The following is a 22,963-nucleotide window of genomic DNA, read 5'->3' on the forward strand; positions in this document are numbered from 1 at the left end:
CGGGTGCTGCTGCTCGCCGTACCCGGCGCCGTTCATACCGCTCGGGTACCCGCCCGATGAAACCAGGCGGGCCCGTGGGACTGCTGCCCCCTGTACTCAGAAGACACCCGGTCTGCCCGGACCTTCACAAGAAGCCTGCCCAGTGTTTCACCCTTGCCGAACCAGGCCATAACAGTTCGGCAGCTTCGCACATCGTCCGCACACCCTCGGGCGGAAACACTGGTGACCGGCATCCGTACGGACCCGGAAGGTAAGTAACCTTGCATGCGGCTGTCCAGCCACGCCGGTCCTGCCGGCCTGGGCGGTGGCACGAGCACGAGCGGGCATCGGAGGGGCGGCCGCACACATGACCACCGGACTGATCCCGGGGGGACAGACCCCGGACCCCCGGCCTGCCGACACGCGCCCGCCCCACCAGCGGGGCGAGCCGGCCGGCCAGGGAGCCCTGCACGTCGACGACCGGCCGAGGAGTTCAGTGATCACCGCGCGCGCGGCTGCCAGCTTCGAGCCCGTCGGGCGATCGGTAGCGACCGCCCGCTCCTTCGTCCGCGACACCCTTCAGGGCTGGGGGTTCGCCGACATCATCGACGACGCCGTCGTCCTCACCAGTGAACTGGTGACCAACGCGGTCGTCCACGCCGGCACCCACGCGGACGTCCTGTGCCTGCGCAGCGCCGAGGGCCTGCGTATCGAGGTGTCCGACCGGTATCCCGAACGGGAGATCCCCCTCCAGGGCTCTCTCGCCACCATGGGCAGCCCGGACCGCGAGGGCGGCCGCGGCCTCCAGCTGTGCGCTGCCATCGCCGGCCGCTGGGGCGTCGAGTACACGCCCACCCACAAACAGGTCTGGTTCCAGCTGGACCTCCCCGACCGCCCGGTGGGCACCCGCACGGCCGGCCCGTCCCTCCCGGCCGACCTCCTCCCGCTCGCCGACAGCCGCGTCCGCGTGGCGGTCGTCCAGATCGACCGTGCGGGCGCCATCTCGGCCTGGAACGAGGACGCCGAGGAACTCTTCGGCTACTCGGCCGACCAGGTCACCGGCAAGCCCCTCACGGACCTCGCCGCCTGGCCGCACACGCCCGGCACGAGCACCGGCATCGTGGAGGCACTCCAGCTCTCCCGCTGGGAGGGCAGCTACGGCATCCGCGGCGCCAACGGCCGCGTCACCCCCGTGTACGCCTCCCACCTGCGCGTCCGCGACACCGACGGCGAACCGTCCACCGTCTGTCTCCTCGTCCGCGACCACGAACGGGCGGTCCTGCAGACCCCGTCGCGCGTCCCGGCCTCGGACTCCGGCACCACCTCCGACGGCCACAGCACCGATCCCTTCGAGGTGTTCATCGGCTCCCCTGCCCCGGACGACCTCGACGGCCTCCTCCAGCGCACGGTCGAACGCGCCCGCGACATGCTCGACGCCGACTCCGCCTTCCTCCTCCTGGCGACGGACGACGAGACGGAACTGGAGGTCCGCGCCTCCACGGGCCTGCCCTCCGCCCGCCAGCGCTTCGCGCGCGTGCCCGTCGAGGCGGGCCCCGGCCGCTACGGCTCGGCCCGCATGCCGGCCGTCCACGAGGATCTCCTGGCCGTGCCCGGCGCCGTGCCCCTGCTCAACGGCACGGGCATGCGCTCCGTCGTCACGGTCCCCCTGAAGGTCGAGGGCCGCCTCACCGGATCTCTCGGCGTGGCGGCGGAGGCCGCCGGCCGCTACTCGAACGAGGAGGCCCTGCGCCTGCAATTCGCGGCCGATCGCATCGCCCTGGCCGTGGAGTCGGCCCGCCTGGGTGAGCTCGAGCGCCTCCGCAGGGGCTCCCTCAGCTTCCTGGTCGAGGCCTCCGACCTCCTCGCGGGCACCCTGGACCGCGACCAGACACTGGCCCTCATGGCGCAGATGACCGTTCCCACCCTCGCCACCTGGTGCGCGGTCTACACGATCGCCGACCAGGCCTCCGATCCGTTCCTCTCGTACGTCCTGCACGAGGACGAGGAACTGATCGACGGCATCAAGTCGCTGCTCTCGAAGATCGCTCCCCCGGACCCGGTCCCCACCCCCGGCGCGCGGGTCTGGGCGGCTCCTGCCGCCGCCGCGCACGACGCGGCCCTGCGCAGTTCCATGCGCAGCCTCGGCCTCACCGGCGGCCCGACGCACCAATTCTCGTCCGGTATCGGTCCCACACTCGCCACCGCCTCGGCGGTGGGCGGCGAGACGGTCGTCCTCCCCCTGGTCGCCCGCAACCGCGTCATCGGCATGCTGACCCTGGGCAAGCCCACCGACGAACACTTCCGCCAGGAGATCCTGGAGCTGGCCGAGGACCTGAGCCGTCGAGCGGCCCTCGCCCTGGACAACGCCCGCCTGTACTCCGAGCGCACGGCGATCAGCCAGGCTCTCCAGCGCAGCCTCCTCCCCCCGGAGACCCCCAAGATCGACGGCGTCGAGGTGGAGGTCATCTACCGCGCGGCCGGAGAGGGCAACGAGGTCGGTGGCGACTTCTACGACGTCTTCCCCATCAGCGAGGGCGTCTACGGCTTCGCCATCGGCGACGTCTGCGGCACGGGCCCGAACGCGGCGGCGGTGACCGGCCTGGCCCGGCACGCCCTGCGCCTGCTGGCCAGAGAGGGCTTGAGCGGCCCTGCCGTTCTGGAGCGACTCAACTCCGCCATCCTCGACGAGGGAGCCCGCAGCCGCTTCCTGACCCTGCTGTACGGCGAGATGCGCCCCCACGAGGACGGCAGCGCAGAACTGAAGGTGGTCTGTGCGGGCCACCCGCTCCCCCTGCGCCTGCGCCAGGACGGCACGGTCGAGGCAGCTGCCGAACCACAGCCGCTCCTGGGCGTCATGGAGGACCTGGAACTGTACGAGCAGACGGTCACCCTCGATCCGGGGGACGTCCTGCTCTGCGTGACGGACGGCGTCACCGAGCGCCGCGAGGGCACCCGCATGCTGGGCGACGACGGCCTCGCCGACGTCCTCACGACCTGCACGGGTCTCACGGCCGGCGCCGTCGCGGCCCGCATCATGCGCGCGGTGGAACGCTTCGCGTCCGACGCCCCTTCCGACGACATGGCGATCCTGGCGATGCGGGTGGCGTGAGAAAAGAGTACGCAGGCATGAAGAAAGCCCCCGTCCGATGGACGGGGGCTTTCTTTGTGGAGCCCTCTAACGGAATCGAACCGTTGACCTTCTCCTTACCATGGAGACGCTCTACCGACTGAGCTAAGAGGGCCGGTCGCTTTTCGAGGTTTCCCTCGCGGCAACAGAACAGATCGTACCCCGAACTGGCCGGTGTTCCCAAACTCGTTCAGAAGGCGGGCTGAAGCAGTCCGCCGAGCGCGTTGCAGGCGGACACGATCCGCTGCATGTCCCGCTTCGTCAACGAGGCGTCCACCGGCAGCGCCAGGGTCTCGTCCGCCGCCAGCTCGGTCTCCGGGAGCGACACGCACCGCCGGTACTCGGGCAGCCGGTGCAACGGAGTCCTCACCGGCACCCGGCACTCAACTCCCTTGACCCGCAGCGCACGCGCGAAAGCGTCCCGGTCGGGCCGCCCGTTCCCCGGCACTCGCACGACGTACTGCTGATACGTGTGTCCGTCCCCGCCGTCCGGCATCCGCACCCCGCGCAACCGTGCGTCCAGAAAGGCGGCTCGCTCCCGACGTTGGGCGATCTCGTCGTGAGGAGCCTCGGACTCCCCTTGCTCCAACACCAGCAGCCCATGCCGCTGCCCCACCGAGTGCAACCGCCGGACATCCGCCGGCCGTCCGAAGCGGTGCACCACAACGACGGCCGCAGTGCGCGGAGTTACGGCCGCCTCGACAGTCTCCGGGTCCAGGCAGTACGTCACCGGATCGACGTCGGCGAACACCGGTTGCGCGCCGGCCAGGGCGACTGCTCCGGCGACTTCCGCATTCCCGAAGGCCGGCACGATGACCTCGTCACCCACTCCGACGCCTGCGGCCCTGAGCATTGCAGCAGTACTCATGCCGTGGATGCTCGGGGCGGAACATGAACATCAAGTGGCCGAAAACAAAAAAGGGTTGGTCCCTGAACCGAAGTTCAGAGACCAACCCTTTGAATGATTGTTCGGCGGTGTCCTACTCTCCCACAGGGTCCCCCCTGCAGTACCATCGGCGCTGTAAGGCTTAGCTTCCGGGTTCGGAATGTAACCGGGCGTTTCCCTCACGCTATGACCACCGAAACACTATGAAACTGTCCAGCCGCACCACACCGTGACCATGGCATGGGGCTGTTCGTGGTTTCAGAACCAACACAGTGGACGCGAGCAACTGAGGACAAGCCCTCGGCCTATTAGTACCGGTCAGCTTCACCCATTACTGGGCTTCCACATCCGGCCTATCAACCCAGTCGTCTACTGGGAGCCTTAACCCCTCAAAGGGGGTGGGAATACTCATCTCGAAGCAGGCTTCCCGCTTAGATGCTTTCAGCGGTTATCCCTCCCGAACGTAGCCAACCAGCCATGCCCTTGGCAGAACAACTGGCACACCAGAGGTTCGTCCGTCCCGGTCCTCTCGTACTAGGGACAGCCCTTCTCAATATTCCTGCGCGCGCAGCGGATAGGGACCGAACTGTCTCACGACGTTCTAAACCCAGCTCGCGTACCGCTTTAATGGGCGAACAGCCCAACCCTTGGGACCGACTCCAGCCCCAGGATGCGACGAGCCGACATCGAGGTGCCAAACCATCCCGTCGATATGGACTCTTGGGGAAGATCAGCCTGTTATCCCCGGGGTACCTTTTATCCGTTGAGCGACGGCGCTTCCACAAGCCACCGCCGGATCACTAGTCCCGACTTTCGTCCCTGCTCGACCCGTCGGTCTCACAGTCAAGCTCCCTTGTGCACTTACACTCAACACCTGATTGCCAACCAGGCTGAGGGAACCTTTGGGCGCCTCCGTTACTCTTTAGGAGGCAACCGCCCCAGTTAAACTACCCATCAGACACTGTCCCTGATCCGGATCACGGACCCAGGTTAGACATCCAGCACGACCAGAGTGGTATTTCAACGACGACTCCACAACCACTGGCGTGGCCGCTTCAAAGTCTCCCACCTATCCTACACAAGCCGAACCGAACACCAATATCAAACTGTAGTAAAGGTCCCGGGGTCTTTCCGTCCTGCTGCGCGAAACGAGCATCTTTACTCGTAGTGCAATTTCACCGGGCCTATGGTTGAGACAGTCGAGAAGTCGTTACGCCATTCGTGCAGGTCGGAACTTACCCGACAAGGAATTTCGCTACCTTAGGATGGTTATAGTTACCACCGCCGTTTACTGGCGCTTAAGTTCTCAGCTTCGCCACCCCGAAGAGTGACTAACCGGTCCCCTTAACGTTCCAGCACCGGGCAGGCGTCAGTCCGTATACATCGCCTTACGGCTTCGCACGGACCTGTGTTTTTAGTAAACAGTCGCTTCTCGCTGGTCTCTGCGGCCACACCCAGCTCGAGGAGCAAGTCCTCTCACCAGACATGGCCCCCCTTCTCCCGAAGTTACGGGGGCATTTTGCCGAGTTCCTTAACCATAGTTCACCCGAACGCCTCGGTATTCTCTACCTGACCACCTGAGTCGGTTTAGGGTACGGGCCGCCATGAAACTCGCTAGAGGCTTTTCTCGACAGCATAGGATCATCCACTTCGCCACAATCGGCTCGGCATCAGGTCTCAGACTATATGGCGTGCGGATTTGCCTACACACCGTCCTACACCCTTACCCCGGGACAACCACCGCCCGGGATGGACTACCTTCCTGCGTCACCCCATCACTCACCTACTAACCGCTTGGGCCGGCGGCTCCACCACTTTCCTTTCCCCGAAGGGTCCGGAACGGCTTCACGGCCTTAGCATCACGATGCTCGATGTTTGACGCTTCACAGCGGGTACCGGAATATCAACCGGTTATCCATCGACTACGCCTGTCGGCCTCGCCTTAGGTCCCGACTTACCCTGGGCAGATCAGCTTGACCCAGGAACCCTTAGTCAATCGGCGCACACGTTTCTCACGTGTGTATCGCTACTCATGCCTGCATTCTCACTCGTGAACCGTCCACAACTACCTTCCGGTGCTGCTTCACCCGGCACACGACGCTCCCCTACCCATCACAGCCGCCGTTGGGCGTATTGCTGCAATGACACGACTTCGGCGGTACGCTTGAGCCCCGCTACATTGTCGGCGCGGAATCACTAGACCAGTGAGCTATTACGCACTCTTTCAAGGGTGGCTGCTTCTAAGCCAACCTCCTGGTTGTCTGTGCGACTCCACATCCTTTCCCACTTAGCGTACGCTTAGGGGCCTTAGTCGATGCTCTGGGCTGTTTCCCTCTCGACCATGGAGCTTATCCCCCACAGTCTCACTGCCGCGCTCTCACTTACCGGCATTCGGAGTTTGGCTAAGGTCAGTAACCCGGTAGGGCCCATCGCCTATCCAGTGCTCTACCTCCGGCAAGAAACACACGACGCTGCACCTAAATGCATTTCGGGGAGAACCAGCTATCACGGAGTTTGATTGGCCTTTCACCCCTAACCACAGGTCATCCCCCAGGTTTTCAACCCTGGTGGGTTCGGTCCTCCACGAAGTCTTACCTCCGCTTCAACCTGCCCATGGCTAGATCACTCCGCTTCGGGTCTTGAGCGTGCTACTGAAACGCCCTGTTCGGACTCGCTTTCGCTACGGCTACCCCACTCGGGTTAACCTCGCAACACACCGCAAACTCGCAGGCTCATTCTTCAAAAGGCACGCAGTCACGACGCACCAAGCAAGCTCGATGCGCGACGCTCCCACGGCTTGTAGGCACACGGTTTCAGGTACTATTTCACTCCGCTCCCGCGGTACTTTTCACCATTCCCTCACGGTACTATCCGCTATCGGTCACCAGGGAATATTTAGGCTTAGCGGGTGGTCCCGCCAGATTCACACGGGATTTCTCGGGCCCCGTGCTACTTGGGTGTCTCTCAAACGAGCCGCTGATGTTTCGACTACGGGGGTCTTACCCTCTACGCCGGACCTTTCGCATGTCCTTCGCCTACATCAACGGTTTCTGACTCGTCTCACAGCCGGCAGACTGTGAAAGAGAGATCCCACAACCCCGCACACGCAACCCCTGCCGGGTCTCACACGTATACGGTTTGGCCTCATCCGGTTTCGCTCGCCACTACTCCCGGAATCACGGTTGTTTTCTCTTCCTGCGGGTACTGAGATGTTTCACTTCCCCGCGTTCCCTCCACATACCCTATGTGTTCAGGTATGGGTGACAGCCCATGACGACTGCCGGGTTTCCCCATTCGGAAACCCCCGGATCAAAGCCTGGTTGACGACTCCCCGGGGACTATCGTGGCCTCCCACGTCCTTCATCGGTTCCTGGTGCCAAGGCATCCACCGTGCGCCCTTAAAAACTTGGCCACAGATGCTCGCGTCCACTGTGCAGTTCTCAAACAACGACCAGCCACCCATCACCCCCAACCTGAGCTGGAGTGCACTGGGGCCGGCATCAGAAGGACGGCTTCACAGCCGCACCCTCAGATACCCAACAGCGTGCCCGGCACCCTCGCCACTCATGATCAGCTTTCCACGCTCCGAAGAGCAGTACTTGCAGCCCGAGATGACTGAGAATGCCGAATAATCAACGTTCCACCCATGAGCAACCAGCATCGGACGTACGCCGATGTACTGGCCTCTGACCTCACCCCGTGGGGATCGGTAAGAAGTGCTCCTTAGAAAGGAGGTGATCCAGCCGCACCTTCCGGTACGGCTACCTTGTTACGACTTCGTCCCAATCGCCAGTCCCACCTTCGACAGCTCCCTCCCACAAGGGGTTGGGCCACCGGCTTCGGGTGTTACCGACTTTCGTGACGTGACGGGCGGTGTGTACAAGGCCCGGGAACGTATTCACCGCAGCAATGCTGATCTGCGATTACTAGCAACTCCGACTTCATGGGGTCGAGTTGCAGACCCCAATCCGAACTGAGACCGGCTTTTTGAGATTCGCTCCACCTCACGGTTTCGCAGCTCTTTGTACCGGCCATTGTAGCACGTGTGCAGCCCAAGACATAAGGGGCATGATGACTTGACGTCGTCCCCACCTTCCTCCGAGTTGACCCCGGCAGTCTCCTGTGAGTCCCCATCACCCCGAAGGGCATGCTGGCAACACAGAACAAGGGTTGCGCTCGTTGCGGGACTTAACCCAACATCTCACGACACGAGCTGACGACAGCCATGCACCACCTGTACACCGACCACAAGGGGGCGACCATCTCTGGCCGTTTCCGGTGTATGTCAAGCCTTGGTAAGGTTCTTCGCGTTGCGTCGAATTAAGCCACATGCTCCGCTGCTTGTGCGGGCCCCCGTCAATTCCTTTGAGTTTTAGCCTTGCGGCCGTACTCCCCAGGCGGGGAACTTAATGCGTTAGCTGCGGCACCGACGACGTGGAATGTCGCCAACACCTAGTTCCCACCGTTTACGGCGTGGACTACCAGGGTATCTAATCCTGTTCGCTCCCCACGCTTTCGCTCCTCAGCGTCAGTAATGGCCCAGAGATCCGCCTTCGCCACCGGTGTTCCTCCTGATATCTGCGCATTTCACCGCTACACCAGGAATTCCGATCTCCCCTACCACACTCTAGTCTGCCCGTATCGAATGCAGACCCGGGGTTAAGCCCCGGGCTTTCACATCCGACGCGACAGACCGCCTACGAGCTCTTTACGCCCAATAATTCCGGACAACGCTTGCGCCCTACGTATTACCGCGGCTGCTGGCACGTAGTTAGCCGGCGCTTCTTCTGCAGGTACCGTCACTTTCGCTTCTTCCCTGCTGAAAGAGGTTTACAACCCGAAGGCCGTCATCCCTCACGCGGCGTCGCTGCATCAGGCTTTCGCCCATTGTGCAATATTCCCCACTGCTGCCTCCCGTAGGAGTCTGGGCCGTGTCTCAGTCCCAGTGTGGCCGGTCGCCCTCTCAGGCCGGCTACCCGTCGTCGCCTTGGTGAGCCATTACCTCACCAACAAGCTGATAGGCCGCGGGCTCATCCTTCACCGCCGGAGCTTTTAACCTCCACCCATGCGAGTGGAAGTATTATCCGGTATTAGACCCCGTTTCCAGGGCTTGTCCCAGAGTGAAGGGCAGATTGCCCACGTGTTACTCACCCGTTCGCCACTAATCCCCACCGAAGTGGTTCATCGTTCGACTTGCATGTGTTAAGCACGCCGCCAGCGTTCGTCCTGAGCCAGGATCAAACTCTCCGTGAATGTTTTCCCGTAATCGGGACGACACCACGAGAGCGGAACAGCCAGGCGGAATAAGCCCGGCCGTTCACAGCGTCCTCGCTGTGTTTTGTTTCAAAGGAACCTCATCCTCGGCTATCACTGCCGGGGACGGGGTATCAACATATCTGGCGTTGATTTTTGGCACGCTGTTGAGTTCTCAAGGAACGGACGCTTCCTTTGTACTCACCCGATACTCTCGGGCTTTCCTCCGGGCGCTTCCCTTCGGTCTTGCGTTTCCGACTCTATCAGATCTTTTCTCGACCCGATTTCCTCGGTGCTTTCCAGGTTCCCGCTTTTGTTTCGCGGTTTCCTTTCCGGCGGTTCCGACTTTATCAGAAGTTCTGAGTCGGTTTTCCCGGCCCTTCCCGGGGTCGGCCCTAGCGCACGAGGCGCCCGGCTTCCCGTTCTGGCGGAGCCGTAAACGTACTGGAGCAGGGCTCCTCGATGCAAATCGAGGAGCCCCGCCCCGGGTTCACGCGTACGGGATGCCGTACGTCGCTCAGACCTCGACCACGACCGGGAGGATCATCGGCCTGCGGCGATAGGTGTCCGAGACCCATTTGCCCAGGGTGCGGCGGATGAGCTGCTGGAGCTGGTGGGGCTCCACCACTCCGTCCTGGGCCGAGCGTTCCAGGACCTCGGCGATCTTCGGGGTGACGGCGGAGAAGGCCGAGTCCTCGATGCCCGAACCGCGGGCCTGGATGTGCGGGCCGCCGGTGATCTTGCCCGTGGAGGAGTCCACGACGACGAAGACCGAGATGATGCCCTCGTCGCCCAGGATCTTCCGGTCCTTCAGAGCCGGCTCACCCACGTCACCGACCGAGAGGCCGTCGACGTAGACGTACCCGGCCTGGACCTTGCCCGAGATCTTGGCCTTGCCCTCGACCAGGTCGACGACCACGCCGTCCTCGGCGATCACGATGCGGTCGTGCGGGACGCCGGTCGCGGCGCCCAGCTCGGCGTTGGCCCGTAGGTGGCGCCATTCGCCGTGCACCGGCATCAGGTTCTTCGGGCGGCAGATGTTGTAGAAGTACAGGAGCTCGCCCGCGGACGCGTGGCCCGAGACGTGCACCTTGGCGTTGCCCTTGTGGACGACGTGCGCCCCCCAGCGGGTCAGGCCGTTGATCACGCGGTAGACCGCGTTCTCGTTGCCGGGGATGAGCGACGACGCCAGGATCACCGTGTCGCCGGGCACGATGCGGATCTGGTGGTCGCGGTTGGCCATGCGGGAAAGGGCGGCCATCGGTTCGCCCTGGGAGCCCGTGCAGACCAGCACCACCTCGTGGTCCGGGAGGTCGTCGAGCGTCTTGACGTCCACGACCAGACCCGGTGGGACCTTCAGATAGCCCAGGTCCCGGGCGATGCCCATGTTGCGGACCATCGAGCGGCCGACAAAGGCGACGCGGCGGCCGTACTCGTGCGCCGTGTCCAGGATCTGCTGGATGCGGTGGATGTGGCTGGCGAAGCTGGCCACGATGATCCGCTTGCGGGCGTTCGCGAAGACGTTGCGCAGGACGTTGGAGATGTCCCGCTCGGGCGCCACGAAACCGGGGACCTCGGCGTTCGTGGAGTCGGAGAGAAGGAGGTCGATGCCTTCCTCGCTCAGACGCGCGAACGCGTGCAGGTCCGTGAGACGGCCGTCCAGCGGGAGCTGGTCCATCTTGAAGTCGCCCGTGTGGACCACCATGCCCGCAGGCGTGCGGATGGCGACGGCGAGGGCGTCCGGGATCGAGTGGTTGACGGCGATGAACTCGCAGTCGAAGGGGCCGATGCGCTCACGCTGTCCCTCCGCCACCTCGAGGGTGTACGGGCGGATCCGGTGCTCCTGGAGCTTGGCCTCGATGAAGGCGAGGGTCAGCTTGGAGCCGATCAGCGGGATGTCCGGCTTCTCCCGGAGGAGGTAGGGGACGGCGCCGATGTGGTCCTCGTGGCCGTGGGTGAGGACGATGCCCTCGATGTCGTTCAGGCGGTCCCTGATGGACGTGAAGTCCGGCAGGATCAGGTCGATTCCGGGCTGCTCCTCCTCGGGGAAGAGCACGCCGCAGTCGACGATCAGCAGGCGGCCGCCGAACTCGAAGACCGTCATGTTCCGGCCGATTTCACCGAGACCGCCGAGCGGGGTGACCCTGAGGCCGCCCGCCGGGAGCGGCGGCGGCGGGGCAAGTTCGGGATGCGGATGACTCAAAAGACTCTCCTCAACCACACACGCCACGTACCGGTGGGCACGTGGCGCGCGTGACGTTCGTGCAGTAGCAGTTGTCGTTGTGGATTGCAGGCACCGGTGGCCTGCTATTCAGTTGTGAAGTCTGTTGTCAGAGCTGTACCCCGCCCGCCGCAAGATCGATCTTGAGCTGTTCGATCTCTTCGGGCGAGCACTCCACCATGGGCGGGCGGAGCGGGCCGGCGGGCAGGCCCAGCAGGGTGAGGGCCGCCTTCGTCGTCATCACACCCTGGGTGCGGAACATGCCGGTGTAGACCGGGAGCAGCTTCTGGTGGATCTCCGTCGCCTTCTGGACGTCCCCGGCGGTGAACGCCTCGACGAGGGCGCGCAGGTCCGGCGTGACCACGTGACCGACGACCGAGACGAAGCCGACCGCGCCCACGGAGAGCAGCGGCAGGTTCAGCATGTCGTCACCGGAGTACCAGGCCAGACCGGAGCGCGCGATGGCCCAGCTCGCCCGGCCGAGGTCGCCCTTGGCGTCCTTGTTGGCGACGATCCGCGGGTGCGCCGCGAGGCGGACCAGCGTCTCGGTGCTGATCGGGACGCCGCTGCGGCCGGGAATGTCATAGAGCATGACCGGCAGCCCGGTGGCGTCGGCGACGGTCGTGAAGTGCCGGTACAGGCCCTCCTGAGGGGGCTTGTTGTAGTACGGGGTGACGACCAGGAGGCCGTGCGCGCCGGCGCTCTCGGCCGCACGGGCGAGTTCCACGCTGTGGTGGGTGTCGTTGGTGCCGACGCCGGCGACGACGTGGGCGCGGTCTCCGACGGCCTCCAGGACTGCTCGTACCAGGTCCGATTTCTCCGCGTCACCGGTGGTGGGCGACTCGCCGGTGGTCCCGTTGACGATCAGGCCGTCGTTGCCTGCGTCCACCAGATGGGTGGCGAGCCGCTGTGCGCCGTCGAGGTCGAGTGCGCCGTCCGCCGTGAAGGGCGTGACCATGGCGGTGAGGACCCGCCCGAAGGGGGTCTGCGGAGTGGAGGTCGGAGCCATGGGTAACACGCTACTCGTTGCTCACCGCAGGGTCTGCCCGCGGGGGGTACGGAAAGTCATGACAAAGATGGAACCCGGCACTGCCTGCTCGGGGGTTCAAGCAGTGCCGGGTCCGTTTGATCAGGCTAGATGAACTTCTCTAAATGCCGCAATACGGACACTTCGCGCGGATGATCCGTACATACGTCTCCGTAGCCGGGTCGCCTTACGGGGCGACGCGCCCGTTGGCGTTGAAGGCCGCGTACGTGAGAGGCATCAGCGCGGCCCACTCGGCCTCCATCTTCTCGCCCACCATCTCGATCTCCCGCTGCGGGAACGACGGGACCTTCGCCAGCTCGTGCTGGGTGCGCAGGCCGAGGAAGTGCATCAGCGAGCGGGCGTTGCAGGTGGCGTACATCGAAGAGAAGAGGCCGACGGGAAGGACCGCGCGGGCCACCTCGCGGGCGACACCGGCGGCGAGCATCTCCTGATAGGCCGCGTAGGCCTGGCGGTAGGAGTCCTCCATGGTGCGGCTCACCAGCTCCTGCTGGGCCTCGGTGCCCTCGACGAAGACGTACTTGCCCGGACGGCCCTGCTGGACGAGTTTGCGGGACTCGCCGGGCACGTAGAAGACCGGCTGGAGCTCCCGGTAGCGGCCGGACTCCTCGTTGTACGACCAGCCGACGCGGTGGCGCATGAACTCGCGGAAGACGAAGATCGGGGCACTGATGAAGAACGTCATCGAGTTGTGCTCGAACGGGCTGCCGTGCCGATCGCGCATCAGGTAGTTGATCAGGCCCTTCGAGCGCTCCGGGTCCTTGCCCAGCTCGTCCAGGGACTGCTCGCCGACGGTCGAGACACGGGCGGCGAAGAGCACATCGGCGTCGGACGCGGTGTGTTTGACCAGTTCGACGGTGACATCGCTGCGGAAGCCGGGCTTGAGGTCGTCGGCGGGACTGTCGGTCACTGTGCGGGGGTCCTTCCATCGCGTCTTCGGAGCGGCGCCAACTCTACGTGGGGCCGCCGCGCCGGGCTCCCCTGGGCGGCCACGGGATTCGCCGGGATGTCTGCCGATATGGGGCACGTTTTCGGGCACTCGCTCGTCTGTATCAGTGAACGCGTCCGACCGAGAGCCCCAGGAGGATGTACCCATCATGTTCCGCCGGCGCGAACCCGTACCCTTCGCCTTCCTCGCCGAGGCCGACAGGTTTCGCAGCAACATCGCTCCCCCACCTGTGGAACGCCCCTCCGTCGGTCAGACAGCCGGGCAGTGGCTGCTGGGGCTCACCATCGTGGCCGCCCTGGTGGGCTCCCTGGTCGTCGGGATGCCGGCGCTGAGCTCGGACCACTCCTCAACGGGGCAGCAGTCCCAGGCGTCCCAGGGGCGCTGACGCCATCCGGACCCCGATGGTGGTGAGCCGGGACACGGACGGATAGCCTCACCGGGCACAGCCCACGTATGGACGAGTGAGGACCAGCCGTGCCCCTGCCCTTCCTGACGGCCGACCACGCCTTCGACGCGGCGGACGACGTCGCGTTGCCCTTCGACGACCGTCAGCGCTGGCGGCGGCCCTACCGGCCCGGGCCCTGGCGGGTCGGAGTGGCCGCACTGGCGCTGCTGCTCGCCTCGTACGTGCTGTTCGCGGCCGTCATCATCGCGTTGACCGGGTCGGCGTCCGAGGCCGGTGCGGTGCTCGGCTGTTCCCTGGTCGTGATCGCCGGAGCGCTGCGGTTGCTGCGGGTGGGTGTGTGGGTGAGCGAGCGTGGGCTGCGGCACGTGGGTTTCCTCCTGACGCGCACGCTGCCCTGGGAGCGGGTCGTGGCCGTGCGGACCGTGCAGCAGCCGGTGCGCTGGCTGGGGCTGCCGCGCACGGTCCAGGGGCAGGCCCTGACCGTCGTACGGCGGGACCGGCCCGCCGGGGAGGCCCCGGCGCTGCTGACCACGCACGGGGCGGACTTCCTGGCGCGTGCCGAGGCCTTCGACCGGGCGGCGGACGCGATCGAGGCGTGGGCCGCGGAGAACCGGCGCGGCTGAACCCCCGGACGCACGATCGGGCGCCCGAGGGGACGCGTCGAAGGGGCCGGTCCGCACCAGGTGCGGACCGGCCCCTTCGACGTACGGTCAGGCGGTCCTGAGCGGCTTGCCGTCGTGCAGGCTGATCGCGCGCTGCATCGCCTTGCGCGCCCGGGGGGTGTCCCGGGCGTCGTGGTAGGCGATGGCGAGCCGGAACCAGCTGCGCCAGTCGTCGGGAGCCGCCTCGGTCTCGGCCTTGCGGAGCGCGAAGACCTCGTCGGCGGAGTCCCGGTCGACGCGGCCGCCCGCGGTGCGCTTCAGTTCGTCGACGGGCAGCCCGCCCTCGGCGTCGAGTTCGGCGGCGAGGGCGTTGGCGCGGCGGACGAACTGGGTGTTCTTCCAGAGGAACCAGACGCCGATGACCGGCAGGATCAGCACCGCCACGCCGAAGGTGACGGTCAGGAGCGTGCCGGACTGGATGAGCATGACGCCGCGGCTGCCGACCAGGACGAAGTAGAAGACCAGGACGGCGGCCGTGACGGCGTAGGAGAGCTTGGCGCGCATGTCGGCTTCAGCCTCGGCCGAGGTCCAGGAAGTGTTCCAGGCCGAAGGTGAGGCCCGGCGTGGACACCACCCGGCGGGCGCCGAGGAGGATGCCCGGCATGAAGCTGCTGTGGTGGAGCGAGTCGTGGCGGACCGTGAGGGTCTCGCCCTCACCGCCCAGCAGCACCTCCTGGTGGGCCAGCAGTCCGCGCAGCCGGACGGCGTGGACCGGGATGCCGTCGACGTTCGCGCCCCGCGCGCCGTCCAGACCCGTCTCCGTGGCGTCCGGCGCCGGGGCCGCGCCCGCTTCGCGACGCGCCTCGGCGATGAGCTGGGCGGTGCGGGTGGCGGTGCCGGAGGGGGCGTCCACCTTGTTGGGGTGGTGGAGTTCGACGACCTCGACGGACTCGAAGTAGGGCGCCGCGATCTGCGCGAACTTCATGGTCAGGACGGCGCCGATGGAGAAGTTGGGCGCGATGAGCACGCCCGTCCCCGGGGACTCGGCCAGCCGGGCCGTCAGGTGCGCGAGGCGCTCGTCGGTCCAGCCGGTCGTACCGACCACGGCGTGGATGCCGTGCCGTACGCAGTAGTCGAGGTTGTCCATCACCGAGGCCGGTGTGGTCAGTTCGACCACGACCTGGGCGCCGCTCTCGGCCAGGGCCTCAAGCTTGTCGCCCCGGCCGAGGGCGGCCACCAGCTCCATGTCCTCGGCGGCCTCGACGGCCCGTACCGCCTCGGAGCCGATCCGGCCCTTGGCGCCGAGGACCGCCACGCGCAGCTTGCTCATCTCTTGTGCTTCCTTACCGAAGTTGCCGAAGGCCTGGCGAAGAGGGTCAGGCGACCGCGTCGTGCAGCCGGGATGCCTGTTTGTCCTTGAGCGGGCCGATGACCGACAGCGACGGGCGCCGTCCCAGGATCTCGCGGGCCACCGAGCGGACCTCGTCCGGGGTCACCGCCGCGATCCGGGTCAGCATCTCGTCGACGGACATCTGCTCGCCCCAGCAGAGCTCGCTCTTCCCGATGCGGTTCATGAGCGCGCCGGTGTCCTCGAGGCCGAGGACGGTGGAGCCCTTCAGCTGGCCGATGGCGCGGCCGATCTCCTCGTCGGACAGGCCGTTCGCGGCGACCTGGTCGAGTTCGTCGCGGCAGATCTTCAGCACGTCGTGCACCTGGCTGGGGCGGCAGCCCGCGTACACGCCGAAGAGGCCGCAGTCGGCGAAGCCGGAGGTGTACGAGTACACGCTGTAGGCCAGGCCGCGCTTCTCGCGGACCTCCTGGAAGAGGCGGGAGGACATACCGCCGCCGAGGGCCGTGTTGAGCACGCCGAGCGCCCAGCGTCGGTCGTCCGTGCGGGCGAGACCCGGCATGCCGAGGACGACATGTGCCTGTTCCGTCTTGCGGCCGATGAGTTCGACGCGGCCGGAGGCGCGGAGCGTGCGCCGGCCGTCGCGCGGGGCGATGGGCGTGGCGTCCGTGTTCTTGAGGGCGCCGGCCTTCTCGAAGGCCGCGCGGACCTGTCGCACGACCTTGTTGTGGTCGATGTTGCCCGCGGCCGCGACCACGAGGTGGGTCGGGTCGTAGTGCTTCTTGTAGAAGCGGCGGATGCGGTCGGCGGTGAGGGCGTTGACCGTGTCGACGGTGCCGAGGACCGGGCGGCCGAGGGGGTTGTCGCCGAACATGGTCTGCGCGAACAGGTCGTGCACGCAGTCGCCGGGGTCGTCCTCGGTCATCGCGATCTCTTCGAGGATCGCGCCCCGCTCGACGTTGACGTCCTCCTCACGGATGAGAGAGCCCGTCAGCATGTCGCAGACGACGTCGATGGCGAGCGGCAGGTCGGTGTCGAGCACGCGCGCGTAGTAGCACGTGTACTCCTTCGCCGTGAACGCGTTCATCTCGCCGCCGACCGCGTCTATGGCGGAGGAGATGTCCAGCGCCGACCTGCTGCTCGTCCCCTTGAAGAGGAGGTGCTCCAGGTAGTGCGTGGCGCCGTTGAGGGACGGCGTCTCGTCGCGGGAGCCGACGTGGGCCCAGATGCCGAAGGTGGCGGAACGGACCGAGGGGAGGGTCTCGGTGACGATGCGCAGGCCGCCCGGGAGGGTGGTCTTGCGGACGACACCGATGCCGGCCGTGCCCTTGATCAGGGTTTGGGTACGGGCGACGGCCCGCGCCTCCGAAGAGGTGCGGGCCGTCGCCTGGGAGCTACTCGACGTCACTTGTCGGAGTCGTCCTTCGTGTCCTCATCAGCTTCCTCGCCCTCGATCACGGGGATCAGGGAGAGCTTGCCGCGGGAGTCGATCTCGGCGATCTCGACCTGGACCTTGGAGCCCACACCGAGCACGTCCTCGACGTTCTCCACGCGCTTGCCACCGGCGAGCTTGCGGATCTGCGAGATGTGCAGCAGACCGTCCTTGCCCGGGAGCAGCGACACGAACGCACCGAAGGTGGTGGTCTTGACGACCGTACCCAGGTAGCGCTCGCCGACCTCCGGCATGGTCGGGTTGGCGATGCCGTTGATCGTGGCGCGGGCGGCCTCGGCCTGCGAGCCGACCTGGGCACCGATGTAGATGGTGCCGTCGTCCTCGATCGTGATCTCGGCGCCGGTGTCCTCCTGGATCTGGTTGATCATCTTGCCCTTGGGGCCGATGACCTCGCCGATCTTGTCCACGGGGATCTTGACGGTGATGATCCGCGGGGCGTTGGGGGACATCTCGTCCGGCGTGTCGATCGCTTCCATCATCACGTCGAGGATGTGGAGGCGGGCGTCGCGGGCCTGCTTGAGGGCCGCGGCCAGGACGGAGGCGGGGATGCCGTCCAGCTTGGTGTCGAGCTGGAGGGCGGTGACGAACTCCTTGGTGCCGGCGACCTTGAAGTCCATGTCGCCGAAGGCGTCCTCCGCACCGAGGATGTCGGTGAGGGCGACGTAGTGCGTCTCGCCGTTGATCTCCTGGGAGATCAGGCCCATGGCGATACCGGCGACGGGGGCCTTGAGGGGCACACCGGCGTTCAGCAGCGACATGGTGGAGGCGCAGACCGAGCCCATGGACGTCGAGCCGTTGGAGCCGAGGGCCTCGGACACCTGACGGATCGCGTAGGGGAACTCCTCACGCGTCGGCAGGACCGGCACGATGGCGCGCTCGGCGAGGGCGCCGTGGCCGATCTCGCGGCGCTTGGGGGAACCCACGCGGCCGGTCTCGCCGACGGAGTACGGCGGGAAGTTGTAGTTGTGCATGTAGCGCTTGCGGGTCACCGGGGAGAGGGTGTCCAGCTGCTGCTCCATCCGGAGCATGTTGAGGGTGGTGACGCCCAGGATCTGGGTCTCGCCACGCTCGAACAGCGCCGAACCGTGCACGCGCGGGATGGCCTCGACCTCGGCGGCGAGCGTACGGATGTCCGTGACGCCGCGGCCGTCGATGCGCTTCTTCTCCTTGATCACGCGCTCGCGGACCAGCTGCTTGGTGAGCGAGCGGTACGCGGCGGAGATCTCCTTCTCGCGGCCCTCGAACTCCGGCAGGAGCTTCTCGGCGGCGAGCGCCTTGACGCGGTCCAGCTCGGCCTCGCGGTCCTGCTTGCCCGCGATGGTCAGCGCGGAGGCGAGCTCCGGGCGGACGGCGGCGGAGAGCGCCTCGAAGATGTCGTCCTGGTAGTCCAGGAAGACCGGGAACTCGCCGGTCGGCTTCGCGGCCTTGGCGGCGAGGTCGGCCTGGGCCTTGCAGAGCACCTTGATGAAGGGCTTCGCGGCGTCCAGACCGGAGGCGACGACCTCCTCGGTCGGCGCCTCGGCGCCGCCCGCGACGAGCTGGATGGTCTTCTCGGTGGCCTCGGCCTCGACCATCATGATCGCGACGTCGCCGTCCTCCAGGACGCGGCCGGCGACCACCATGTCGAAGACGGCGTCCTCGAGCTCGGTGTGCGTCGGGAACGCGACCCACTGGCCGTTGATCAGCGCGACGCGGACGCCGCCGATCGGGCCGGAGAAGGGCAGGCCGGCCAGCTGCGTGGACGCGGACGCGGCGTTGATCGCCACGACGTCGTACAGGTGGTCGGGGTTGAGGGCCATGATCGTGGCGACGACCTGGATCTCGTTGCGCAGGCCCTTCTTGAAGGACGGGCGCAGCGGGCGGTCGATCAGGCGGCAGGTGAGGATGGCGTCCTCGGAGGGACGGCCCTCACGGCGGAAGAAGCTGCCGGGGATCTTGCCGGCGGCGTACATCCGCTCCTCGACGTCCACCGTGAGGGGGAAGAAGTCGAGCTGGTCCTTGGGGTTCTTGGAGGCGGTGGTGGCCGACAGCACCATGGTGTCGTCGTCCAGGTAGGCCACGGCGGAGCCGGCGGCCTGCTTGGCCAGGCGGCCCGTCTCGAAGCGGATGGTGCGGGTGCCGAAGGAGCCGTTGTCGATGACGGCCTCGGCGTAGTGGGTCTCGTTCTCCACTAGCATTTTCTCCGTTACTTGTCGTCTTTTGTCCCTCGCTGCCCGTGTGGCAGGGGGACGGTTGCGGAGAAGCGCTCCGTCAGGTGCGGGCCGGTCTTCGATCGAAGCACCCGGGGGTCTCTTTCCCGGGGGCCACTACCGAGGACCGGCGGCGGCAAGGAGCGCTTCTCCTCGTTCGGGGGGCGTGGGACGTCTACCCGCAGTGAGTACACGTCGTCGCGCCGTGTCGTACGTATTGCGTTGTGCTACCACACTACAAAGGGTTGGTGACACTCCGCACGTCTGGGCGCTGCGCCAGGGCGTACGACGGGCCCTGTCACCGGCGCGCACCGGTGGGTACAGCAAAAGGAGCGGTCCCGATGGTCCGGGAACCGCTCCCCCTCACGGCGTCCTACTTGGCGCCCGCCGCACCGCGGCGGATGCCGAGGCGGTCGACCAGCGCACGGAAGCGCTGGATGTCCTTCTTGGCGAGGTACTGCAGCAGGCGGCGACGCTGACCGACCAGGATCAGCAGACCACGACGGGAGTGGTGGTCGTGCTTGTGCGTCTTGAGGTGCTCGGTCAGGTCCGAGATCCGGCGCGAGAGCATGGCGACCTGGACCTCGGGGGAGCCGGTGTCGCCCTCCTTCTGGCCGAACTCCGTGATGAGCTGCTTCTTCGTAGCGGCATCGAGCGGCACGCGTACTCCTCGTAGTCTTCGAACGGCCACCGAGTGCCCCCGGTCTTGGTCTCGGGGGAGCTTCGGTTACTCGTGTGGCGGGGATCCGCTGGGCGCGGCCTCCGGGACCTTCAGGGACTGCCTGAGAGTGTTTCCGGGGGTGCGTACACAAACGGCCGAAAGCCAGGGTAGCAGCCCGGCGCGCCGGGCTTGTCCGGGCCGGGCTCTGCCGTGCGGGGGCAGTGTACGGGGACAGCGCCGGGCGCGAGGGTGAACAAGGAACCTCTGAGCTGGGAGAACGACGACAAGTAGGGTTGCGGGACCGCTCGTTGGCACAGAGGAAGGGGTCGGAGCCGACATGGCCGATGCCGAGGACACGGAACTCAAGGCGCGCAAGGAACGGGAGCGGGACGAGCTGTACGCGCTCGACATCTCCGGCGTCGAGTGGCAGTGCGCGCCGGGCACCGAGGAGCACGAGGAGCGGGTCGAGATCGCCTACCTGCCGGAGGGGGCGGTCGCGATGAGGTCCTCGCTCGACCCGGCGACGGTACTGCGCTACACGGAGGCGGAGTGGCGGGCCTTCGTGCTCGGCGCCCGGGACGGCGAGTTCGACCTCGAGCCGGCGCCGGCCGACGGGGGCTCCGCCGCGCAGTAGGCGAGGCGGCCGCCGGAGCGGGGTCCACCGCCCGAGCGGGTCGGCCGCCGGTACGAGTCGGCCGCCGGTACGAGTCCGCCGCTGGTACGGGGCGGCTGCCGGTACGAGTCCGCCGCTGGTACGGGGCGGCTGCCGGTACGGGGTCCACCGCTGGTACGGGGCGGCTGCCGGTACGGGGTCCGCCGCCCGAGCGGGTCGGCCGCCGGTACGGGCCCGCCGCCCGAGCGGGTCCGCTGCCGGTACGGGTCCGCCGCCCGAGCCCGTCGGCCGTCGGTTCAGGTCGGCCGTCGGCAAGGGGCGGCCGCGCGGGCGGGCTGACCTCCGGTACTGGTCCGGTTCGCCGCGGTACAGGCCGGCGCCGCCGACCTCGCTGCGGTTCCGGCGGCTGCGGTGGCGGCGGCCGGGCTACTGCTGCCGCGGCCGCTTCCGGGTCCGCCGCGCATGCCGGGGGTCGACCGCCGCAGGACGGATGAGTCCAACCACTCCTGAGACGGGACCGGTCGCGGACCCGGTGTCGAGGAGACCTGTCCCGGTCAGCCCGTCATCGACCGGGCGGCCGCGTACACGTCGAAGACGGCCAGGGCCAGCGGTACGAGCGTCAGCAGCACGAAGCCCTCGGCGATCTCCGTGAAACGGCCCCAGAACGGGGTGAGGCCGCCGCGCGAGCCGATCAGGCCGATGGCGGTGACGACCGCGGACGCCGCCGCGATCGCCGCGACCAGCCAGACGGTCCGGATGTCCAGGTCGGTGCGGTCGCCCGTCAGCGCGTCGCGGACCGCCGAGTGCGGGGGGTGCAGCGCCAGACCGAGTCCGAGCAGGACGAGGGAGCCGAGCCCCGCCGCCAGCACCGGTGCGACCTGGGCGGTGTAGCGGAAGAGGTGGGCGCGCATCAGCAGCGCGATTCCCGTGGCCAGGGCGAGGAGCCGGGCCCAGACGTCGTCGGAGAACCCCAGGACCGCGCAGGCGCCGACCGTGATCACCGCACTGCCGCCGACCAGTCCCACCAGGAGCTCGTGTCCGCGGCGGGCCTGTGCGGTGATCCGCTCGGCGTCGACCGGTTCACGCGGGGCGGGATCGGCTCCGTACGGGCCGCGGGGAGCGGAGGCCGGCGCGTCGAAGCCGATCGGCAGACGGGCGAAGCGCATGGAGAGTCCGGGCAGGAAGGCCAGCGCGCCCACGCCGACAGGGGCGCACAGGGCGGCGGTCTCGGCCGGCGTCCAGTGCGCGAGGATCGCCGCGAACACCGCAGCCAGTCCGGTCCCGGCGGCGACCACGAAGGCGACGAACGGACCGTCCCCGCGCGGCGAGCACAGGGTCAGGAGCACCGCCGCGAGGAGCACCGCGGCGCAGGCCAGCAGGAACTGGAGTCTGCCGATGCCCTGGCCGTCCGCGAGCGGCAGCAGTCCCGAGCCCGCCACGCCGACGTTGGGCAGCGCGCCGAGTCCGAGGGCGACGGCGGAGCCCCGGTCGTCGTAGACGCGGGCCCGGACACAGGCGAGGGCGGCCAGCAGGACACCGACGACGGCCGCGAGGACTCCGGGGAGGCCGTGCATGTCGTGGCGCGGGTCGCCGGTCCAGGCGACGAAGGCGAGCAGGGCGGGCAGGACGCCTCCGCCGACGAGTCCCGCGGCACGGGTCAGCTCGCCGCTCCACAGGGTGTGCTCGCGTGTCACGGCCGAGGCGACCGCCTCCGACACGTCGTCGAAGACGGCGGGCGGCAGTGACTCGGAGAAGGGGCGCAGGGTGAGGAGTTCGCCGTCGAGGATGTGCTGGGCGGCGAACGAACGGGAACTGTCGAGGACGGTGCCGTCCCGGCGGACGAGGTGGTAGCCGACCGGGGCGCCCTCGGCCGGGCTCTGCCGGGAGAGCCTGAGGATCTCCGGGTGGATGTCGGCGACCGGCACGTCGTCGGGCAGCGCCACGTCGATCCGGCTGTCGGGGGCGACGATGGTGACCCGGCAGAAGCCGAGCCCCGTCCCCGCCGCGGGGGCGGCTCCCGCGCCGCGCCCTTCTCCGGTGGCTGCCGCGATACTCACCTGCTGCTCCCCCTCAGTGATGGTTGCGCGTCGGCGTGTTCGGCGGCGGTGGGCGGTGTGAAGGTTCCGCGACGGCTGGTGGGCCGCGCGGCCCGCGGCTGTGCTCACGCGAACATCCGGCACCCTACCGCCCCCCGGTCGTACCGGCAGTCAGTAGGATCACGCGGCGGCCTG

At 67.3% G+C, this 22,963-nt stretch carries 14 protein-coding genes, 1 tRNA gene and 3 rRNA genes; 4 read left to right on the forward strand and 14 right to left on the reverse strand.

Annotated elements, in window-relative coordinates:
- Positions 1-346: 346 nt before the first annotated feature.
- Positions 347-3,088 (forward strand): SpoIIE family protein phosphatase, encoded by a 2,742-nt coding sequence (locus tag OHS71_RS12010; protein ID WP_328479383.1) that lies wholly within the window; start codon positions 347-349, stop codon positions 3,086-3,088.
- A gap of 57 nt (positions 3,089-3,145) precedes the next feature.
- Here the strand turns inward: OHS71_RS12010 and OHS71_RS12015 are convergent.
- The 8 genes from OHS71_RS12015 to thyX form a co-directional block, all read right to left on the reverse strand.
- Positions 3,146-3,221 (reverse strand) — tRNA-Thr (locus OHS71_RS12015).
- A gap of 75 nt (positions 3,222-3,296) precedes the next feature.
- Positions 3,297-3,959 (reverse strand): DegT/DnrJ/EryC1/StrS family aminotransferase, encoded by a 663-nt coding sequence (locus tag OHS71_RS12020; protein WP_328484481.1) that lies wholly within the window; start codon positions 3,957-3,959, stop codon positions 3,297-3,299.
- 114 nt (positions 3,960-4,073) lie between these two features.
- Positions 4,074-4,190, reverse strand: a 5S ribosomal RNA gene (rrf, locus tag OHS71_RS12025).
- A 90-nt stretch (positions 4,191-4,280) separates the two neighbouring features.
- A 23S ribosomal RNA gene (locus tag OHS71_RS12030) occupies positions 4,281-7,404 on the reverse strand.
- Between the two features lie 315 nt (positions 7,405-7,719).
- Positions 7,720-9,245 (reverse strand): 16S ribosomal RNA (locus OHS71_RS12035).
- The 16S, 23S and 5S rRNA genes sit together here, the layout of an rRNA operon.
- A 517-nt stretch (positions 9,246-9,762) precedes the next feature.
- On the reverse strand, positions 9,763-11,448 hold the full coding sequence (locus OHS71_RS12040; protein WP_328479384.1) for a ribonuclease J: 1,686 nt from the start codon (positions 11,446-11,448) through the stop codon (positions 9,763-9,765).
- Between the two features lie 127 nt (positions 11,449-11,575).
- Positions 11,576-12,475 carry a 4-hydroxy-tetrahydrodipicolinate synthase gene (dapA, locus tag OHS71_RS12045; protein ID WP_328479385.1) on the reverse strand — a complete coding sequence of 300 codons (900 nt, stop codon included), beginning with the start codon at positions 12,473-12,475 and terminating at the stop codon, positions 11,576-11,578.
- 205 nt (positions 12,476-12,680) lie between these two features.
- Positions 12,681-13,421 (reverse strand): FAD-dependent thymidylate synthase, encoded by a 741-nt coding sequence (gene thyX / locus OHS71_RS12050; protein ID WP_328479386.1) that lies wholly within the window; start codon positions 13,419-13,421, stop codon positions 12,681-12,683.
- Positions 13,422-13,608: 187 nt separating this feature from the next.
- On the opposite strand from thyX, the gene OHS71_RS12055 reads away from it, so the two are divergent.
- Positions 13,609-13,845, forward strand: a complete 237-nt coding sequence (locus tag OHS71_RS12055) for a hypothetical protein (protein ID WP_328479387.1) — start codon at positions 13,609-13,611, stop codon at positions 13,843-13,845.
- An 89-nt stretch (positions 13,846-13,934) separates the two neighbouring features.
- On the forward strand, positions 13,935-14,489 hold the full coding sequence (locus tag OHS71_RS12060; protein ID WP_328479388.1) for a hypothetical protein: 555 nt from the start codon (positions 13,935-13,937) through the stop codon (positions 14,487-14,489).
- An 87-nt stretch (positions 14,490-14,576) separates the two neighbouring features.
- On the opposite strand, the gene OHS71_RS12065 is transcribed toward OHS71_RS12060, so the two are convergent.
- The 5 genes from OHS71_RS12065 to rpsO form a co-directional block, all read right to left on the reverse strand.
- Entirely contained in the window at positions 14,577-15,032 is a 456-nt protein-coding gene (locus OHS71_RS12065; protein ID WP_328479389.1) for a hypothetical protein, read from the reverse strand.
- A gap of 7 nt (positions 15,033-15,039) precedes the next feature.
- Positions 15,040-15,798: a 4-hydroxy-tetrahydrodipicolinate reductase gene (gene dapB, locus OHS71_RS12070; protein ID WP_328479390.1), complete on the reverse strand. Its 759-nt coding sequence runs from the start codon at positions 15,796-15,798 to the stop codon at positions 15,040-15,042.
- Positions 15,799-15,844: 46 nt separating this feature from the next.
- Positions 15,845-17,224 carry a M16 family metallopeptidase gene (locus OHS71_RS12075; protein ID WP_328479391.1) on the reverse strand — a complete coding sequence of 460 codons (1,380 nt, stop codon included), beginning with the start codon at positions 17,222-17,224 and terminating at the stop codon, positions 15,845-15,847.
- A complete protein-coding gene (locus OHS71_RS12080) occupies positions 17,221-19,440 on the reverse strand; it encodes a polyribonucleotide nucleotidyltransferase (protein WP_328479392.1) in 2,220 nt (739 codons plus the stop codon). The genes OHS71_RS12075 and OHS71_RS12080 overlap by 4 nt, the downstream gene beginning before the upstream one ends.
- A 391-nt stretch (positions 19,441-19,831) precedes the next feature.
- Complete coding sequence (rpsO, locus tag OHS71_RS12085) at positions 19,832-20,119, reverse strand: 30S ribosomal protein S15 (RefSeq protein WP_020128575.1); 288 nt, start codon at positions 20,117-20,119, stop codon at positions 19,832-19,834.
- A gap of 337 nt (positions 20,120-20,456) precedes the next feature.
- Between rpsO and OHS71_RS12090 the strand changes: the two genes are divergently transcribed.
- Positions 20,457-20,753, forward strand: coding sequence for a DUF397 domain-containing protein (locus OHS71_RS12090; protein WP_328479393.1), 297 nt, complete (start codon positions 20,457-20,459; stop codon positions 20,751-20,753).
- Between the two features lie 533 nt (positions 20,754-21,286).
- Here OHS71_RS12090 and eccD read toward each other — a convergent pair.
- Positions 21,287-22,789, reverse strand: a complete 1,503-nt coding sequence (gene eccD / locus OHS71_RS12095) for a type VII secretion integral membrane protein EccD (protein ID WP_328479394.1) — start codon at positions 22,787-22,789, stop codon at positions 21,287-21,289.
- Positions 22,790-22,963 lie beyond the last annotated feature (174 nt).

The sequence above is a fragment of the Streptomyces sp. NBC_00377 genome (genome assembly GCF_036075115.1).
GTDB lineage: Bacteria > Actinomycetota > Actinomycetes > Streptomycetales > Streptomycetaceae > Streptomyces.

Excerpts from the sequence above, each read along its gene's own strand:
- OHS71_RS12065 (WP_328479389.1), bottom strand. The coding sequence starts at position 15,032 with ATGCGCGCCAAGCTCTCCTACGCCGTCACGGCCGCCGTCCTGGTCTTC.
- dapA (WP_328479385.1), bottom strand. The coding sequence starts at position 12,475 with ATGGCTCCGACCTCCACTCCGCAGACCCCCTTCGGGCGGGTCCTCACC.
- OHS71_RS12010 (WP_328479383.1), top strand. The coding sequence starts at position 347 with ATGACCACCGGACTGATCCCGGGGGGACAGACCCCGGACCCCCGGCCT.
- dapB (WP_328479390.1), bottom strand. The coding sequence starts at position 15,798 with ATGAGCAAGCTGCGCGTGGCGGTCCTCGGCGCCAAGGGCCGGATCGGC.
- OHS71_RS12055 (WP_328479387.1), top strand. The coding sequence starts at position 13,609 with ATGTTCCGCCGGCGCGAACCCGTACCCTTCGCCTTCCTCGCCGAGGCC.
- OHS71_RS12090 (WP_328479393.1), top strand. The coding sequence starts at position 20,457 with ATGGCCGATGCCGAGGACACGGAACTCAAGGCGCGCAAGGAACGGGAG.
- OHS71_RS12020 (WP_328484481.1), bottom strand. The coding sequence starts at position 3,959 with ATGCTCAGGGCCGCAGGCGTCGGAGTGGGTGACGAGGTCATCGTGCCG.